Source organism: Enterobacter sp. T2, from assembly GCF_010692925.1.
Taxonomy (GTDB): Bacteria; Pseudomonadota; Gammaproteobacteria; order Enterobacterales; family Enterobacteriaceae; genus Enterobacter; species Enterobacter kobei.
In genome coordinates this window covers 188,986-206,705 of sequence record NZ_CP048736.1, presented here as the reverse complement: position 1 = coordinate 206,705, position 17,720 = coordinate 188,986, and the positions used below count along the sequence as shown (strand labels likewise).

General features: G+C 52.1%; 13 protein-coding genes and 4 tRNA genes. 4 read left to right on the top strand and 13 right to left on the bottom strand.

The genetic code is table 11. From position 1 onward, the window contains the following. The 3 genes from G0034_RS00990 (at nucleotide 1) to G0034_RS00980 (ending at nucleotide 2,316) form a co-directional block, all read left to right on the top strand. On the top strand, nucleotides 1–1,542 hold the full coding sequence (locus G0034_RS00990) for a sensor domain-containing diguanylate cyclase (protein ID WP_050862836.1): 1,542 nt from the start codon (nucleotides 1–3) through the stop codon (nucleotides 1,540–1,542). A 146-nt stretch (nucleotides 1,543–1,688) separates the two neighbouring features. Continuing rightward, nucleotides 1,689–1,994, top strand: coding sequence for a PTS sugar transporter subunit IIB (locus G0034_RS00985; protein ID WP_014882067.1), 306 nt, complete (start codon nucleotides 1,689–1,691; stop codon nucleotides 1,992–1,994). Between the two features lie 4 nt (nucleotides 1,995–1,998). Beyond that, nucleotides 1,999–2,316, top strand: coding sequence for a PTS lactose/cellobiose transporter subunit IIA (locus tag G0034_RS00980; RefSeq protein ID WP_008503455.1), 318 nt, complete (start codon nucleotides 1,999–2,001; stop codon nucleotides 2,314–2,316). A gap of 58 nt (nucleotides 2,317–2,374) precedes the next feature. Here the strand turns inward: G0034_RS00980 and rpoC are convergent, their stop codons facing one another. The 13 genes from rpoC to G0034_RS00915 all read right to left on the bottom strand — a co-directional run bounded on the left by rpoC (nucleotide 2,375) and on the right by G0034_RS00915 (nucleotide 16,445). Next, a complete protein-coding gene (gene rpoC / locus G0034_RS00975; RefSeq protein WP_014882066.1) occupies nucleotides 2,375–6,598 on the bottom strand; it encodes a DNA-directed RNA polymerase subunit beta' in 4,224 nt (1,407 codons plus the stop codon). A 76-nt stretch (nucleotides 6,599–6,674) separates the two neighbouring features. Next, complete coding sequence (gene rpoB, locus G0034_RS00970) at nucleotides 6,675–10,703, bottom strand: DNA-directed RNA polymerase subunit beta (RefSeq protein WP_014882065.1); 4,029 nt, start codon at nucleotides 10,701–10,703, stop codon at nucleotides 6,675–6,677. Nucleotides 10,704–11,022: 319 nt separating this feature from the next. Then, complete coding sequence (gene rplL, locus G0034_RS00965) at nucleotides 11,023–11,391, bottom strand: 50S ribosomal protein L7/L12 (protein WP_014882064.1); 369 nt, start codon at nucleotides 11,389–11,391, stop codon at nucleotides 11,023–11,025. Nucleotides 11,392–11,457: 66 nt separating this feature from the next. Then, complete coding sequence (gene rplJ, locus G0034_RS00960; RefSeq protein WP_004097644.1) at nucleotides 11,458–11,955, bottom strand: 50S ribosomal protein L10; 498 nt, start codon at nucleotides 11,953–11,955, stop codon at nucleotides 11,458–11,460. Nucleotides 11,956–12,246: 291 nt separating this feature from the next. Further along, nucleotides 12,247–12,951: a 50S ribosomal protein L1 gene (gene rplA, locus G0034_RS00955; protein ID WP_013095000.1), complete on the bottom strand. Its 705-nt coding sequence runs from the start codon at nucleotides 12,949–12,951 to the stop codon at nucleotides 12,247–12,249. A 3-nt stretch (nucleotides 12,952–12,954) separates the two neighbouring features. Then, on the bottom strand, nucleotides 12,955–13,383 hold the full coding sequence (gene rplK / locus G0034_RS00950; RefSeq protein ID WP_008503452.1) for a 50S ribosomal protein L11: 429 nt from the start codon (nucleotides 13,381–13,383) through the stop codon (nucleotides 12,955–12,957). Between the two features lie 156 nt (nucleotides 13,384–13,539). Next, nucleotides 13,540–14,085, bottom strand: a complete 546-nt coding sequence (gene nusG / locus G0034_RS00945) for a transcription termination/antitermination protein NusG (protein ID WP_003862341.1) — start codon at nucleotides 14,083–14,085, stop codon at nucleotides 13,540–13,542. 1 nt (nucleotide 14,086) lies between these two features. Continuing rightward, a complete protein-coding gene (gene secE, locus G0034_RS00940; RefSeq protein WP_013094999.1) occupies nucleotides 14,087–14,470 on the bottom strand; it encodes a preprotein translocase subunit SecE in 384 nt (127 codons plus the stop codon). A gap of 229 nt (nucleotides 14,471–14,699) precedes the next feature. Next, nucleotides 14,700–15,884, bottom strand: a complete 1,185-nt coding sequence (gene tuf / locus G0034_RS00935; protein ID WP_013094997.1) for an elongation factor Tu — start codon at nucleotides 15,882–15,884, stop codon at nucleotides 14,700–14,702. Between the two features lie 118 nt (nucleotides 15,885–16,002). Then, a tRNA-Thr gene (locus G0034_RS00930) sits at nucleotides 16,003–16,078 on the bottom strand. Nucleotides 16,079–16,084: 6 nt separating this feature from the next. After that, nucleotides 16,085–16,159, bottom strand: a tRNA-Gly gene (locus G0034_RS00925). 117 nt (nucleotides 16,160–16,276) lie between these two features. Then, a tRNA-Tyr gene (locus tag G0034_RS00920) sits at nucleotides 16,277–16,361 on the bottom strand. An 8-nt stretch (nucleotides 16,362–16,369) separates the two neighbouring features. Next, nucleotides 16,370–16,445 (bottom strand) — tRNA-Thr (locus G0034_RS00915). A gap of 317 nt (nucleotides 16,446–16,762) precedes the next feature. On the opposite strand from G0034_RS00915, the gene coaA reads away from it, so the two are divergent. After that, a complete protein-coding gene (coaA, locus tag G0034_RS00910) occupies nucleotides 16,763–17,713 on the top strand; it encodes a type I pantothenate kinase (RefSeq protein ID WP_014882061.1) in 951 nt (316 codons plus the stop codon). Nucleotides 17,714–17,720 lie beyond the last annotated feature (7 nt).

The following is a 17,720-nucleotide window of genomic DNA, read 5'->3' as shown; positions in this document are numbered from 1 at the left end:
ATGGCACTTCACAGCAAAAAGCTCTCTTTTACCCGGCCAATCATGCTCAGCTTCGCGGGGATCCTGTGCAGTTTTGCGCTGATCGCGGTCGTGGTCTCTCTTTCGCAAAGAAAGGATTTCCTTGAGGATTATCACAAGATTAACAGTAACTTCACGCATAACCTGGCGGTTAACTATACCGAATCAATCCTGCGTGAAAACGACTATATCCTTGGTCGCTCTGCGATGTACTTTGCCCGCAGCGAGATACTGAATGAGACGCTCAACGTCAACCCGACGCAAGGGCTGCAGATGTTGATGCATTTGCAAAACCTGATGCCGACCGTGTCATCCATCTCGCTGGCCGACACAGAGGGGCATTATTTACACGCACCAGAAGCGCCTCCCACGGAAAAGAGTAAAAACGTCGATCCGCGGACGCGCCCGTGGTTTGTCGCGCACGCAGAAGCCAGTATTTTCAGCCATTATACCCATCATTATACGGACTACTTTACCGGGCATCCGACAGTTACGCTTTATAAGCCATTGATTTCAAAAGAAGGCAGACTCAAGGGAACCCTCGCTTTTCATCTTGATTTGACGTCGATGGGGTATACCCTTCGACAAATGGTGGCCCCCGTACAAGGGGAATTCTTCGTCGTCGAACGCGACGGGACCGTCGTGCTGCACCCAGATACCGGCGCCCTGTTCAAAAAGTACGTGAGCGAAGCGCTGATGGACAAAATGACCAGCGGCGAAGGCCATCTTTACGACCGGAAAACCAATGCCTGGTATTACTACTACTCTTTCACGAACCCGGACTGGTTTGTTATCTATCGGGTATCTGGCGCAACGCTTACCGATATCACCCGCCACGAAACCACTATCGTTGGCTGGGGCTTTGCGCTGGCAGCCATCATCATCATTCTCTTCGGTCTTTATCTGCGTCATGCCTCGCGTACCGTATTGATGACCATTATCAATGCGATCAAAACGGGCGATGTCAGCCAGGCGCCGCGTCTGGAAGCGATGCTGAGCCACACAATTCAGTCCAATAAAGAGCGTGAGATGGCGTATGTTCGCCAGGCGACTCACGATGCGCTGACCGGCTGCAAAAACCGCCGCGCGTTTGACAATGATGTGGATGAACTGCTGACCGCCCACCAGCCTTTCGCACTGGCGCTGATTGATATCGATAACTTCAAATCGATCAACGACACATGGGGACATCTGAGTGGTGACATTGTCCTGCGTAATGTGGCGCGCGAAGGGATCCAGATAATGCAGCCACACAACATCTCGGTCTATCGCTACGGTGGAGAAGAGTTCGCGGTGATCTTCCAGGCCGAGCAGATCGCTGCCGCATTCTCATTGCTTGACGCCTGGCGCACCGCCGTTGAAAGGCGCGTCTGGCGGGAAGAAAACCTGCACGTTACGTTCAGTGCGGGTCTGGGGGAATGGCACTTCGAACCGCTGGAACAACTGGTGGGAAGTGTCGATAACGCGCTTTATAGCGCTAAACAGCAGGGAAAAAACCGCATTGTTCGAACAACCGTCGCCTAATTTTCTCTCCTCCCGTCAGAATTGTAACCGGTTTCAGGAAAATGCCGTTTTCTTTGTGATGCCTGACACACAATCGCGGTAAAGCGGTTGTTGAAGCGGTCTGCACGGGATAATTATCAATAAACACATGTAGATCGAGGCTGATTATGAAGAACATCGTTTTATGCTGTGCAGCGGGAATGTCAACCAGCATGCTGGTTCAACGTATGAAAGACGCCGCGCAGAAAAAAGGGGTTGAAGTCACCATTAAAGCCGTTCCGGTTGCGGAGTTTAAAGACAACATCGCGACGGCCGACATCGTATTGCTGGGGCCACAGGTTAAATACGAGCAGGCAAAACTGCAGGCACAGGCTGACCCACTGGGCAAAAAAGTCGCGGTGATCGACATGATGGACTACGGCATGATGAAAGGCGATGCCGTACTGGAAAAAGCCCTCAAACTGCTGGAGTGACCTCATGGAAGATTTAGAGACAACGATCATGGAACTGCTGGTCAACGCCGGGGCGGCGCGAAGTGCCGCGCTTACGGCACTACAAATGGCCCGCAAAGGTGAGTTCGACGAAGCCGAAAAAGCAATGGAAGAGTCTCGCGAATATGTGAAGCATGCGCATACGATCCAGACACAGCTTATCGGTCTTGACGAAGGAACCGGCAAGCTCCCGGTCAACCTGATAACCGTTCACTCTCAGGACCACCTGATGAACGCCATGGTGATTCAGGATCTGGCAGGCGACATGATTGAGCTTTATCGACGGATCCCGTTAGTGAATTGAAAAAATGCAGATGTAAAAAAACCCGCCGAGGCGGGTTTTTTATTTACGGCATCAACGATTACTCGTTGTCGGAACCGCCCAGACCTGCGTTCAGCAGTTCTGCCAGGCTCGCGGATGCATCTTCAGCAGTCACCTGCGGTGCAGCTGGCAGTTCGCCCGCAGCACGACGACGCATACGATCCTGATGGTATGCATAACCGGTACCCGCTGGGATCAGACGACCCACGATAACGTTCTCTTTCAGACCGCGCAGTTCATCACGTTTACCTGCAACAGCCGCTTCGGTCAGGACACGAGTCGTTTCCTGGAACGATGCTGCAGAGATGAAGGACTCGGTTGCCAGAGACGCTTTGGTGATACCCAGCAGATCGCGCGCGTAAGTCGCACCGATTTTGCCATTCGCTTCCAGGTCGCGGTTAGCGATCTTGACGCGTGAGTATTCAACCTGCTCGCCTTCGAGGAACTCAGAGCTGCCTGCGTTTTCGATGGTTGCTTTACGCAGCATCTGACGAACGATAACTTCGATGTGTTTATCGTTAATCTTAACGCCCTGCAGGCGGTATACGTCCTGTACTTCGTTAACAATGTAACGGGTAACAGCATGTACACCACGCAGACGCAGGATGTCGTGCGGCGCTTCTGGACCGTCGGAAACAACGTCACCACGTTCTACACGTTCACCTTCGAACACGTTGAGCTGACGCCACTTAGGAATCATCTCTTCGTACGGCTCGCTGCCATCTACTGGAGTGATAACCAGACGGCGCTTACCTTTGGTCTCTTTACCGAAGGAAATGATACCGCTGATTTCAGCCAGGATTGCCGGCTCTTTCGGACGACGTGCTTCGAACAGGTCCGCAACGCGTGGCAGACCACCGGTGATGTCCTTGGTACCGCCGGATTCCTGAGGAATACGCGCCAGGGTGTCACCAGAGCTGATCTGTACGCCATCTTCCAGCTGTACAATCGCTTTACCCGGCAGGAAGTACTGCGCAGGCATATCGGTACCCGGGATCAGAACGTCATTACCCTGAGCATCAACGATTTTCAGTGCAGGACGCAGATCTTTACCACCGGTAGTACGTTCAGCAGAATCCAGAACCACCAGAGAAGACAGACCGGTCAGCTCGTCGGTCTGACGAGTAATGGTCTGGCCGTCGATCATGTCAGTAAAGCGGATGAAACCACTTACTTCGGTGATAACCGGCATGGTGTGTGGATCCCAGTTTGCAACGGTTTCACCGCCGGCAACCTGCTCGCCATCACCTTTCGCCATAACCGCACCGTAAGGTACTTTATAGCTCTCTTTGGTACGACCGAATTCGTCGATCAGCTTCAGCTCGGTGTTACGAGAGGTCACAACCAGCTTGCCTGCGGAGTTAACAACCGACTTCGCATTGCTGAGCTTGATGCTACCTTTGTTTTTCACCTGAATGCTGGATTCAGCAGCCGCACGAGATGCCGCACCACCGATGTGGAACGTACGCATCGTCAGCTGTGTACCTGGCTCACCGATGGACTGTGCCGCGATAACGCCGATAGCTTCACCTTTGTTGATGATGTGGCCACGCGCCAGGTCACGACCATAGCAGTGCGCACAAACACCAAAGTCGGTGTCACAGGATACAACGGAACGCACTTTCACGGAGTCAACAGAGTTCGCTTCCAGCAGGTCACACCACTGTTCGTGCAGCAGCGTGTTGCGTGGAACCAGAATGTCTGCGGTACCCGGCTTCAGAATGTCTTCCGCGGTTACACGACCCAGTACGCGATCGCGCAGTGGCTCTTTAACATCACCACCCTCGATAACCGGGGTCATGGTGATACCTTCGAGGGTGCCACAATCGTCTTCAGTTACGACCAGATCCTGGGCAACGTCAACCAGACGACGCGTCAGATAACCGGAGTTCGCTGTTTTCAGTGCGGTATCCGCCAGACCTTTACGCGCACCGTGCGTGGAGATGAAGTACTGGAGTACGTTCAGACCTTCACGGAAGTTCGCGGTGATTGGCGTTTCGATGATGGAGCCATCTGGCTTCGCCATCAGACCACGCATACCTGCCAGCTGACGAATCTGTGCTGCAGAACCACGCGCACCGGAGTCGGCCATCATGTAGATGCTGTTGAAGGAAACCTGCTGCTCTTCTACGCCGTCACGGTTAATGACGGTTTCGGTCTGCAGGTTATCCATCATCGCCTTGGATACACGATCGTTCGCCGCAGCCCAGATATCGATAACTTTGTTATAGCGTTCGCCCGCGGTTACCAGACCAGACTGGAACTGCTCCTGGATCTCAGCAACTTCAGCTTCCGCTTCAGAGATGATCTCGTGTTTCTTCTCTGGGATGACCATGTCATCAATACCAACAGATGCACCTGAACGCGCTGCATAAGCAAAGCCGGTGTACATTGTCTGGTCAGCGAAGATAACGGTCGGCTTCAGACCCAGAATGCGGTAACAGGTGTTCAGCATTTTGGAGATCGCTTTCTTACCCAGCGCCTGGTTGACGATGGAGAAAGGCAGACCTTTCGGTACGATCATCCACAGAATGGCACGGCCAACAGTCGTGTCTTTCAGGCTGGTGTGCGCAACGAATTCGCCGTTTGCATCTTTTTCGTATTCAGTGATACGCACTTTAACGCGCGCATGCAGAGAGGCCAGGCCAGCGCGATAAATACGCTCAGCTTCTTTAGGGCCAGTCAGCACCATGCCTTCGCCTTTGGCGTTAACACAGTCACGGGTCATGTAGTACAGACCCAGTACAACGTCCTGAGAAGGAACAATGATTGGCTCACCGTTCGCTGGGGACAGGATGTTGTTGGTAGACATCATCAGCGCACGCGCTTCCAGCTGGGCTTCCAGCGTCAGCGGTACGTGAACAGCCATCTGGTCACCATCGAAGTCGGCGTTATACGCCGCACAAACCAGCGGGTGCAGCTGGATAGCTTTACCTTCGATCAGTACTGGCTCAAATGCCTGGATACCCAGACGGTGCAGGGTTGGTGCACGGTTCAGCAGTACCGGGTGTTCGCGGATCACTTCGTCCAGGATATCCCAAACGACAGCTTCTTCACGCTCAACCATTTTCTTCGCGGCTTTGATGGTGGTGGCCAGGCCACGCAGTTCCAGTTTGCCGTAGATGAATGGTTTGAACAGCTCCAGTGCCATTTTCTTCGGCAGACCGCACTGATGCAGACGCAGGTATGGACCTACGGTGATAACAGAACGACCGGAGTAGTCAACACGCTTACCGAGCAGGTTCTGACGGAAACGACCCTGTTTACCTTTGATCATATCGGCCAAAGATTTCAGAGGACGCTTGTTAGAACCGGTGATCGCACGACCGCGACGACCGTTATCCAGCAGGGCATCTACCGCTTCCTGCAGCATACGTTTTTCGTTGCGTACGATGATGTCCGGCGCAGCCAGATCCAGCAGACGTTTCAGACGGTTGTTACGGTTAATGACGCGACGATACAGATCGTTCAGGTCAGACGTCGCGAAACGACCACCATCCAGTGGAACCAGCGGACGCAGATCTGGCGGCAGAACCGGCAGAACGGTCAGGATCATCCACTCTGGTTTGTTACCAGACTGAACGAACGCTTCCAGCAGTTTAATACGCTTGGTCAGCTTTTTACGCTTGGTTTCGGAGTTGGTTTCGTTCAGCTCTTCACGCAGCTGCTCGCACTCTTGCTCCAGATCCATGCTCTTCAGCAGGGCCTGGATAGCTTCCGCACCCATTTTCGCGTCGAATTCGTCACCGAACTCTTCCAGCGCGTCCAGATACTGCTCTTCAGTCAGGATCTGGTGACGTTCCAGGTTCGTCATACCGCCTTCGATAACCACATAAGATTCGAAGTACAGTACACGTTCGATATCACGCAGCGGCATATCCAGCAGCAGACCGATACGGGACGGCAGAGATTTCAGGAACCAGATGTGCGCAGTCGGAGACGCCAGCTCGATGTGGCCCATGCGCTCACGACGCACTTTGGTCTGGGTCACTTCAACGCCACACTTCTCACAGATCACACCACGGTGTTTCAGGCGCTTGTACTTACCGCACAGGCACTCGTAGTCTTTTACTGGCCCGAAAATACGCGCACAGAAAAGGCCGTCACGCTCAGGCTTGAACGTACGGTAGTTGATGGTTTCCGGCTTTTTAACTTCACCGAAAGACCATGAACGGATCATGTCTGGCGAAGCCAGAGCAATTTTGATCGCATCAAACTCTTCGGTTTTAGTCTGCGCTTTCAGAAACTTTAATAAATCTTTCACGGATTTGCTCCCGTCGGAGTTAGCACAATCCGGTGCCGGGGGTTAACCCGGCACCAGTGACCTGTTTGAGCGAGAATTACTCGTCTTCCAGTTCGATGTTGATACCCAGCGAACGAATCTCTTTCAACAGTACGTTGAAGGACTCTGGCATGCCCGGTTCCATCTGATGGTTGCCGTCCACGATGTTTTTATACATCTTGGTACGACCGTTCACGTCATCAGACTTAACGGTGAGCATTTCCTGCAGGGTGTATGCCGCGCCGTATGCTTCCAGCGCCCACACTTCCATCTCCCCGAAGCGCTGACCACCGAACTGTGCCTTACCACCCAGCGGCTGCTGAGTAACCAGGCTGTAAGAACCGGTAGAACGAGCGTGCATTTTGTCGTCGACCAGGTGGTTCAGTTTCAGCATGTACATGTAACCTACGGTTACCGGACGCTCAAACTGTTCACCGGTACGGCCGTCAAACAGCGTAATCTGACCAGACGTTGGCAGACCACCCAGTTGCAGCAGCTCTTTAATTTCAGCTTCTTTTGCACCGTCGAAGACCGGCGTTGCAATTGGCATACCTTTGCGCAGGTTCTCTGCCAGACGCAGCACTTCTTCATCGCTGAAGGTGTTCAGGTCGACTTTCTGACGAACGTCGGTACCCAGATCGTAGGCACGCTGGATGAATTCGCGCAGTTTCGCGACTTCCTGCTGCTGTTTCAGCATGGCGTTGATCTTGTCGCCGATACCTTTCGCAGCCATACCCAGGTGGGTTTCCAGAATCTGACCGATGTTCATACGAGACGGTACGCCCAGTGGGTTCAGTACGATATCTACCGGAGTACCGTTAGCATCGTGCGGCATATCTTCGATCGGGTTGATCTTAGAGATAACACCCTTGTTACCGTGACGACCTGCCATCTTATCACCAGGCTGGATCTGACGTTTAACGGCCAGATACACCTTAACAATCTTCAGCACGCCTGGTGCCAGATCGTCGCCCTGAGTGATTTTGCGGCGTTTCGCTTCGAGTTTTTTCTCGAACTCGTGTTTCAGTTCGTCATACTGCTCAGCCAGCTGTTCCAGCTGATTCTGTTTCTCTTCGTCGGTCAGGCCCAGTTCCAGCCAGCGATCGCGTGGCAGTTTGTCGAGCTTCTCAGCTTCAACGCCACCGGCAACCAGCACCGCATAAATACGGCTGAACAGACCTGCTTCGAGGATCTGCAGTTCTTCAGACAGGTCTTTCTTGGCCTGCTTGAGCTGCATTTCTTCGATTTCCAGCGCACGTTTATCTTTCTCAACGCCATCACGGGTGAAGACCTGAACGTCGATAACCGTACCGGAAACACCGTTTGGTACGCGCAGAGAAGAGTCTTTAACGTCAGACGCTTTCTCACCGAAGATGGCACGCAGCAGTTTCTCTTCTGGCGTCAGCTGGGTTTCACCTTTCGGCGTCACCTTACCAACCAGAATGTCACCGCCGGTCACTTCCGCACCGATGTAAACAATACCGGATTCATCCAGTTTGGAGAGCGCTGCTTCACCCACGTTAGGGATGTCGGCCGTGATCTCTTCTGGCCCCAGCTTGGTGTCACGGGACACACATGCCAGTTCCTGAATGTGGATGGTGGTGAAACGATCTTCCTGAACCACACGCTCGGAGACGAGGATGGAGTCTTCGAAGTTGTAACCGTTCCACGGCATGAACGCTACGCGCATGTTCTGACCGAGCGCCAGTTCACCGAGGTCGGTGGACGGACCGTCTGCCAGCACGTCGCCGCGCTCAACTGGCTCACCCAGAGATACACAAGGCATCTGGTTGATACAGGTGTTCTGGTTAGAACGGGTGTATTTGGTCAGGTTGTAGATGTCGATACCCGCTTCGCCCGGATACATCTCGTCTTCGTTAACTTTGATAACGATACGGGATGCGTCAACGTACTGAACGGTACCGCCACGCTTAGCAACTGCAGTAACACCGGAGTCAACGGCAACAGCACGTTCCATACCGGTACCAACCAGCGGCTTATCAGCACGCAGAGTTGGAACGGCCTGACGTTGCATGTTCGCACCCATCAATGCACGGTTGGCGTCATCGTGTTCCAGGAACGGGATCAGGGACGCACCGACGGATACCACCTGCTGGGTGGATACGTCCATGTAGTCAACCTGGTCGCGGCTGAACAAGCTGGATTCGCCTTTGCTACGGCAGGTAACCAGATCTTCTACAAAGTGGCCTTCGTCATCCAGGTTGGAGTTCGCCTGAGCGATAACGTAGTTGCCTTCTTCGATAGCAGACAGGTAATGAATTTCGTCGGTTACAACACCGTCGGTGACTTTACGATACGGCGTTTCGAGGAAACCGTATTCGTTTGTCTGTGCGTACACGGACAGGGAGTTGATCAGACCGATGTTTGGACCTTCAGGCGTTTCGATTGGACATACGCGACCATAGTGCGTCGGGTGTACGTCTCGAACTTCGAAGCCTGCACGTTCACGGGTCAGACCGCCTGGGCCGAGTGCAGAGATACGACGTTTGTGCGTAATCTCAGACAGCGGGTTGTTCTGGTCCATGAACTGAGACAGCTGGCTGGAACCGAAGAACTCTTTCACTGCCGCAGAAATCGGCTTGGCGTTGATCATATCCTGAGGCATCAGGGTATCCAGATCGCCCAGAGACAGACGCTCTTTAACCGCACGCTCAACACGTACCAGGCCAACGCGGAACTGGTTTTCCGCCATTTCGCCTACGGAACGGATACGACGGTTGCCGAGGTGGTCGATATCGTCCACTTCGCCTTTACCGTTACGGATATCGATGAGCTTCTTCATCACTTCGATGATGTCGTCTTTGCTCAGGATACCGGAACCTTCGATCTCATCACGCAGCAGAGAACGGTTGAACTTCATACGACCTACCGCGGACAAATCGTAGCGGTCTTCGGAGAAGAACAGGTTCTCGAACAGGCTTTCAGCCGCTTCGCGAGTTGGTGGCTCACCAGGACGCATCATGCGGTAGATTTCAACCAGCGCGCTCAGACGATCGGTCGTTGGGTCGACGCGGATAGTCTCAGAGATATAAGGACCGTGGTCCAGGTCGTTGGTGAACAGCGTTTCGATACGTTTGTGGCCAGACTGGCTCAGCTTAGCCAGCAGATCCAGGCTCAGCTCCATGTTAGCCGGGCAGATCAGCTCGCCAGTTGATTCATCAACGTAATCTTTCGCGGCTACTTTTCCTGCAATGTACTCAACCGGAACTTCGATGTGTTTGATATCATCTTTTTCCAGCTGGCGGATGTGGCGCGCGGTGATACGGCGACCTTTTTCCACATACACTTTGCCGTCGGCTTCGATGTCGAACGACGCGGTCTCACCACGCAGACGTTCCGGCACCAGCTCCATCTGCAGCTTGTTGTCGCGGATTTCAAAGATCACTTTCTCAAAGAACAGGTCCAGGATCTGCTCAGTGGTATATTGCAGCGCACGCAGAATGATGGTTGCAGGCAGCTTACGACGACGGTCGATACGGACAAACAGGTTGTCTTTTGGATCGAACTCGAAGTCCAGCCATGAACCACGGTAAGGAATGATGCGTGCGTTATACAGTACTTTACCGGAAGAGTGTGTTTTACCTTTATCGCTGTCGAAGAAGACGCCCGGGCTACGATGCAGCTGGGAAACGATAACACGCTCAGTACCGTTGATAACGAAAGTACCGTTGTCTGTCATGAGTGGAATTTCACCCATGTAGACTTCTTGTTCTTTAATGTCTTTTACGGTGCCTTCCGGCGCTTCGCGCTCGTAGATCACCAGACGCAGTTTTACGCGCAGCGGTGCGGAATAGGTCACGCCACGGATCTGACATTCCTGAACGTCAAACACCGGTTCGCCAAGGCGGTAGCTGACGTACTGCAGCTCGGAGTTACCGCTGTAGCTCTGAATCGGGAACACGGAACGGAAGGCGGCTTCCAGACCGTACTGCCCTTCAGGATCTTGCTCGATAAACTTCTGGAACGAGTCAAGCTGGATAGAAAGGAGATATGGAATGTCCAGAACTTGTGGACGTTTACCAAAATCCTTACGAATACGTTTTTTCTCGGTATAGGAGTAAACCATAGGGTTCCTCAGCTCGCTGACAAGTCGACCCATCTGTCCGACGAAGGGACAGTTTGTGCAACACCATTTTGTGGACCGGAAAATTGAATACTTTCCGCAATACCTGTTGCTATCACGCTTAAATCATTTCGTCGCGATTTACACAGAGCGAGCACCCTGTCGCAATATATTAAGTCGTCGATAGAAACATGCATTGTCAGGACAATCAGCAGTCAAACAGTGTGAAATGCTACTGATGCCTTACAGCGCAAAAAGGCTGGTGACTAAAAAGTCACCAGCCATCAGCCTAATTGCTTAGGCTGCAACCAGAAGGGTTGGCTTATTTAACTTCAACTTCAGCGCCAGCTTCTTCCAGAGATTTTTTCAGTGCTTCTGCGTCGTCTTTGCTCACGCCTTCTTTCAGCGCAGCTGGAGCAGATTCTACCAGGTCTTTAGCTTCTTTCAGACCCAGGCCAGTTGCGCCACGTACTGCTTTGATAACAGCAACTTTGTTAGCGCCTGCAGCTTTCAGAATTACGTCGAATTCAGTTTTTTCTTCAGCAGCGTCAGCAGCTGGGCCAGCAGCAACAGCTACAGCGGCAGCAGCAGAAACACCGAATTTTTCTTCCATTGCAGAAATCAGTTCTACAACGTCCATTACGGACATAGCGGCAACTGCTTCAATGATTTGATCTTTAGTGATAGACATTTAAATTGTTCCTGAAAATCAGAATAAGTTTATACGTAAGCAAATGCTTTATAAAGATAACTGCGATTAAGCAGCTTCTTTTGCATCGCGAACAGCAGCCAGAGTGCGAACCAGTTTGCCAGCCGAAGCTTCTTTCATGGTTGCCATCAGGCGTGCAATTGCTTCTTCGTAGGTCGGCAGGGTTGCCAGGCGATCGATTTGCGATGCCGGGATCAACTCACCTTCAAAGGCTGCAGCTTTGACCTCAAATTTTGCATTCGCTTTCGCGAACTCTTTGAACAGACGAGCAGCAGCGCCCGGGTGTTCCATAGAGTATGCAATCAGGGTCGGACCAACAAACGTGTCTTTCAGGCACTCGAAAGGAGTACCTTCAACTACGCGACGCAGCAGGGTGTTACGAACAACACGCATGTATACGCCAGCTTCACGACCTGCTTTACGCAGTTCAGTCATTTTGTCTACAGTAACGCCACGGGAATCCGCAACTACTGCAGACAGCGCGCCTTTGGCTACTTCGCTGACTTCAGCAACAATCGCTTGTTTGTCTTGAAGATTTAAAGCCATTAGCTTTGCTCCTGGATGTTTGCCGGAACTCATGTTCCGGAACTCACTTCACTCTCCCAAACGGAAAGAGCGTCTTAATACGGTGAGCAGAAACAAGCCAGAATATCCAAAAATAATCTTAGCGTTCTGTCACCGTCTACGCAGGGGATTAAGTCTCTTGCGAAACACCTGCGGTCTTCGACGGAGGCCTGGATTAGGCCAGGCTCCAACGAACAATTCTTTTAGCCGCTAACTTTTGTTAGCAAACGTGGGGGTAAGATTGTAGACAAAATCACCGCCCACGTAAAGGCATTAGTTTGCAGCAGCGCTCAGGCCAGCCTGGTCAACTGCAACACCTGCACCCATGGTGGTGGAGATGCTAACTTTCTTGATGTACACGCCTTTCGCCTGAGTTGGTTTTGCTTTTTTCAGCGCAACCAGCAGAGCTTCCAGGTTTTCTTTCAGTTTGTCAGCGTCAAAGTCCACTTTACCGATGGTGGTGTGGATGATGCCGTTTTTGTCGTTACGATAACGAACCTGACCTGCTTTAGCATTCTTAACCGCTTCAGCAACGTTAGGCGTTACAGTACCCACTTTCGGGTTTGGCATCAGGCCACGTGGACCCAGAACCTGGCCCAGCTGGCCAACAACGCGCATTGCATCTGGAGATGCGATAACAACGTCGAAGTTCATTTCGCCTTTCTTGATCTGGTCAGCCAGATCTTCCATACCTACCAGTTCAGCGCCAGCAGCTTTAGCAGCTTCTGCGTTTGCACCCTGAGTAAATACAGCTACGCGAACGGAACGGCCAGTACCGTGTGGCAGTACAGTTGCACCACGAACGTTCTGATCAGATTTACGAGCATCGATGCCCAGGTTAACAGCAACGTCAACGCTTTCAACGAACTTAGCAGTAGCCAGTTCTTTCAGCAGAGCGATAGCTTCGTTGATGTCGTACTGTTTGGTCGCATCAACTTTGTCACGGATCACGGACATGCGCTTGGTCAGTTTAGCCATTTCTTAGTCCTCCACTACCAGGCCCATGGAACGTGCAGTACCTTCGATGGAGCGAGTCATCGCTTCAATGTCGGCACCAGTCATGTCGGCAGCTTTGGTCTGCGCGATTTCCTGCAGCTGAGCGCGGGAAATTTTACCCACTTTGTCTTTGTTCGGTTTACCGGAACCAGACTTGATACCCGCCGCTTTCTTCAGCAGAACTGCTGCTGGAGGGGTTTTGGTAACGAAAGTGAAAGAACGGTCAGCGTAAACAGTGATTACAACTGGGATTGGCAGACCTTTTTCCAGGGATTCGGTTTTGGCGTTGAACGCTTTACAGAATTCCATGATGTTCACACCCTGCTGACCCAGAGCTGGACCAACTGGTGGACTTGGGTTCGCCATACCAGCTGCAACCTGCAGCTTGACGTAGGCTTGTACTTTCTTAGCCATTCTAAAATCCTCTGATTGGGTAATAGCGCCTCAGGGAGGCTCCCCGTGAATAAAATTCGTTTTACGGGCCGAGACCCATAAAAACAAAAGGCGCGAAATTGTATTCCAATCTCGCGCCTTGTGCAACGATTAAATCGCCGCTTTTTTGATCGCTGCTTAGGCTTTCTCTACCTGAGCAAAGTCCAGTTCTACCGGGGTCGCACGACCGAAGATAGAGACGGAGACTTTCAGGCGGGACTTCTCGTAGTCCACTTCTTCAACCACACCATTAAAGTCAGCAAACGGACCGTCATTAACACGAACCATTTCACCCGGCTCAAACAGCGTTTTCGGACGCGGCTTATCACCCACCTGCTGCAGGCGGTTCATAATCGCATCAACTTCTTTGTCGCTGATTGGCGCCGGACGGTCAGACGTGCCGCCGATAAAGCCCATCACGCGCGGTACGCTGCGCACCAGGTGCCAGCTCGCGTCGTTCATAACCATCTGAACCAGCACGTAACCCGGGAAGAATTTGCGCTCGCTTTTGCGACGCTGGCCGCCACGGATCTCAACCACTTCTTCGGTCGGAACCATAACTTCGCCAAATAACTCTTCCATGTTGTGTAATTTGATATGCTCACGCAGCGACGTTGCTACGCGGCCTTCAAAACCGGAAAACGCCTGAACGACGTACCAGCGCTTTTTAGGGGCTTCAGACATCTCAGAACCTCAGGCCAGTGATAAAGGATACCAGGCGAACCAGAATACCATCCAGTCCCCACAGGATCAGTGACATTACAGCGGTAACCGCCGCTACAATCAGCGTGGTGTGCAATGTTTCCTGGCGAGTCGGCCAAATCACCTTGCGGACTTCGGTACGCGCTTCGCGTGCAAAAGCGACAGTCGCTTTGCCTTTCGTCGTCAACAGCGCGACACCACCCGCTGCAGCAATCAGAATTACCACTGCAAGCGCGCGTAGCGGCAGCATAATGTCACGATAAAGGTAGTTGCCGACAATCGCTACGATCAGCAGAACGGCTACCACTACCCATTTCATCGCTTCCAGGCCGCGCCCGCTCCCTTGAGCTTCGGTATTCGCACTCATAAACCAACCTGTCAGAAGTATTCTACAAACATTTTCACCCCGCGATTGCGAGGCAAACCAAATCGAAATGCTCATTCGCTTTTCGGATTATACGCTCTCTGCAGAGCCTGTCTCAGCAATGATTATGACAAAAATAATCACTGATGAGCCAGGTTCTGATCTGAAAGCGTGCAAAAAGGGCATCAAATGATGCCCTTTTATTGCGCATTGCGTCAAATGTTATCAGCAATTAGCCGAGAACTTTAGCAACCACGCCCGCGCCAACGGTACGGCCACCTTCACGGATTGCGAAACGCAGACCGTCATCCATCGCGATTGGGTGGATCAGAGTCACAACCATCTTGATGTTGTCGCCTGGCATTACCATCTCAACGCCTTCTGGCAGTTCGATGGTACCGGTCACGTCAGTTGTACGGAAGTAGAACTGTGGACGGTAGCCTTTGAAGAACGGAGTATGACGGCCGCCTTCGTCTTTGGACAGGATGTACACTTCAGATTCGAACTTGGTGTGTGGCTTGATTGAGCCTGGCTTCGCCAGAACCTGACCACGTTCGATTTCTTCACGTTTGATACCACGCAGCAGAACACCAACGTTCTCACCGGCACGGCCTTCGTCCAGCAGTTTGCGGAACATTTCAACGCCAGTACAGGTAGACTTCGCAGTCTCTTTGATACCAACGATTTCAACTTCTTCACCAACTTTGATGATACCGCGCTCTACACGACCGGTAACAACGGTACCACGACCGGAGATGGAGAATACGTCTTCGATTGGCAGCAGGAATGGCTTGTCAATCGCACGCTCTGGTTCTGGGATATAAGAATCCAGGTAGCCAGCCAGTTCGATGATTTTCGCTTCCCACTCAGCGTCGCCTTCCAGCGCTTTCAGCGCGGAACCACGAACGATTGGGGTGTCGTCGCCTGGGAAATCGTACTGAGACAGCAGTTCACGAACTTCCATCTCTACCAGTTCCAGCAGCTCTTCGTCATCAACCATGTCACACTTGTTCAGGAACACGATGATGTAAGGAACGCCTACCTGACGACCCAGCAGGATGTGCTCACGAGTCTGAGGCATTGGGCCGTCAGTCGCAGCAACAACCAGGATCGCGCCGTCCATCTGCGCAGCACCGGTGATCATGTTTTTAACATAGTCGGCGTGGCCTGGGCAATCTACGTGTGCGTAGTGGCGAGTCGGGGTGTCGTATTCAACGTGAGAAGTGTTGATGGTGATACCACGAGCTTTTTCTTCTGGTGCGTTATCGATCTGGTCGAATGCACGAGCAGAACCACCGTAGGTTTTAGCCAGAACGGTAGTGATTGCAGCGGTCAGCGTTGTTTTACCATGGTCAACGTGGCCGATAGTACCGACGTTAACGTGCGGTTTTGTACGTTCAAACTTTTCTTTAGACATCGATTGTCCCTCTAAGACACGGATAAATCGGTGATATCACCACATCAACCAGGCGAAATGCCTGAATTGTTGAATACAGTAAAATTGAAACAGAGAGAAACGGGAAGGAGAAGTGAAGTGGTGCTGATACCCAGAGTCGAACTGGGGACCTCACCCTTACCAAGGGTGCGCTCTACCAACTGAGCCATATCAGCACGTATTGGAGCGGGCAGCGGGAATCGAACCCGCATCATCAGCTTGGAAGGCTGAGGTAATAGCCATTATACGATGCCCGCATCCTGAAACTCGGCTACCCAGTTCTTTCTGTAACAAAAAAAGAGATTTCTCTCTTTTTCAGTTTGAGCTGGCTAATTTTTCCAACCAGCTCCGGCGGCATTTACGCTGCCAGAAAGTGGTGGTGGGGGAAGGATTCGAACCTTCGAAGTCTGTGACGGCAGATTTACAGTCTGCTCCCTTTGGCCGCTCGGGAACCCCACCGGACTTGATGGTGCCGACTACCGGAATCGAACTGGTGACCTACTGATTACAAGTCAGTTGCTCTACCTACTGAGCTAAGTCGGCATCAAGTAGCGCGCATTCTATGGATACCTGCGCGGTCATGCAACTAAAAATTTGCATAAAACGTTCTTTCGCTCACATTTTATGCGAACAGCATACTAAGCGCTGTAAAAGTAGTCATTCGCGGTCAAATAATCAACATGCAAGGGTCGTTTGCACGGGATACACCGTAGCGTGACGGCTTCCGCGTAACGTAGCGCTTTCCATCTTTTTTCTTATTATTCCTGCCATCTGGTGTTAACCTCCTGCCCATTGTCCAAAATTAACTGTGTGATGAGCCACGATCCGGCAGTATTGAGCTGGCTCACTGAAGCATGCTTATGAGCAAAAAAGAGCAAACGTTAATGACGCCTTATCTTCACTTTAACCGCAGCCAGTGGGCTGCCCTGCGTGATTCCGTCCCTATGACGCTGACGGAAGGTGAAATCGCACGGTTAAAAGGGATAAACGAAGATCTGTCCCTGGAAGAGGTGGCAGAAATTTATCTCCCCCTTTCTCGCTTGCTTAACTTCTATATCAGCTCCAACCTGCGCCGTCAGGCGGTACTGGAGCAGTTCCTCGGAACGAACGGTCAGCGCATTCCTTATATCATCAGCATTGCGGGCAGCGTGGCCGTGGGTAAAAGCACCACCGCGCGCGTATTGCAGGCGCTGTTGAGCCGCTGGCCTGAACACCGCAGCGTTGAGTTAATTACCACCGACGGCTTCCTGCACCCGAACGAAGTATTAAAAGAACGCGGGCTAATGAAGAAGAAGGGCTTCCCGCTCTCTTATGATATGCACCGTCTGGTGAAATTTGTCTCTGACCTGAAATCCGGGGTGCCTCACGTCACGGCACCGGTCTATTCACACCTGATCTACGATCGTATCCCGGATGGGGATAAAACGGTGGTCCAGCCGGATATCCTGATCCTGGAAGGGTTAAACGTCCTGCAGAGCGGGATGGATTATCCTCATGACCCACATCATGTGTTCGTTTCAGACTTCGTCGATTTCTCTATATATGTTGATGCGCCGGAAGATCTTCTCCAGAGCTGGTACATCAACCGCTTCCTGAAGTTCCGGGAAGGCGCGTTCACCGATCCTGACTCTTACTTCCATAACTATGCGCAGCTGTCAAAAGAAGAGGCCATTAAGGTGGCGACGGGGCTGTGGAATGAGATCAACTACGTGAACCTGAAAGAGAACATCCTGCCGACGCGCGAACGCGCAAGTCTGATCCTCACCAAGAGCGAGAAGCACGCAGTCGACCAGATTCGCTTGCGGAAATAATTGCGCA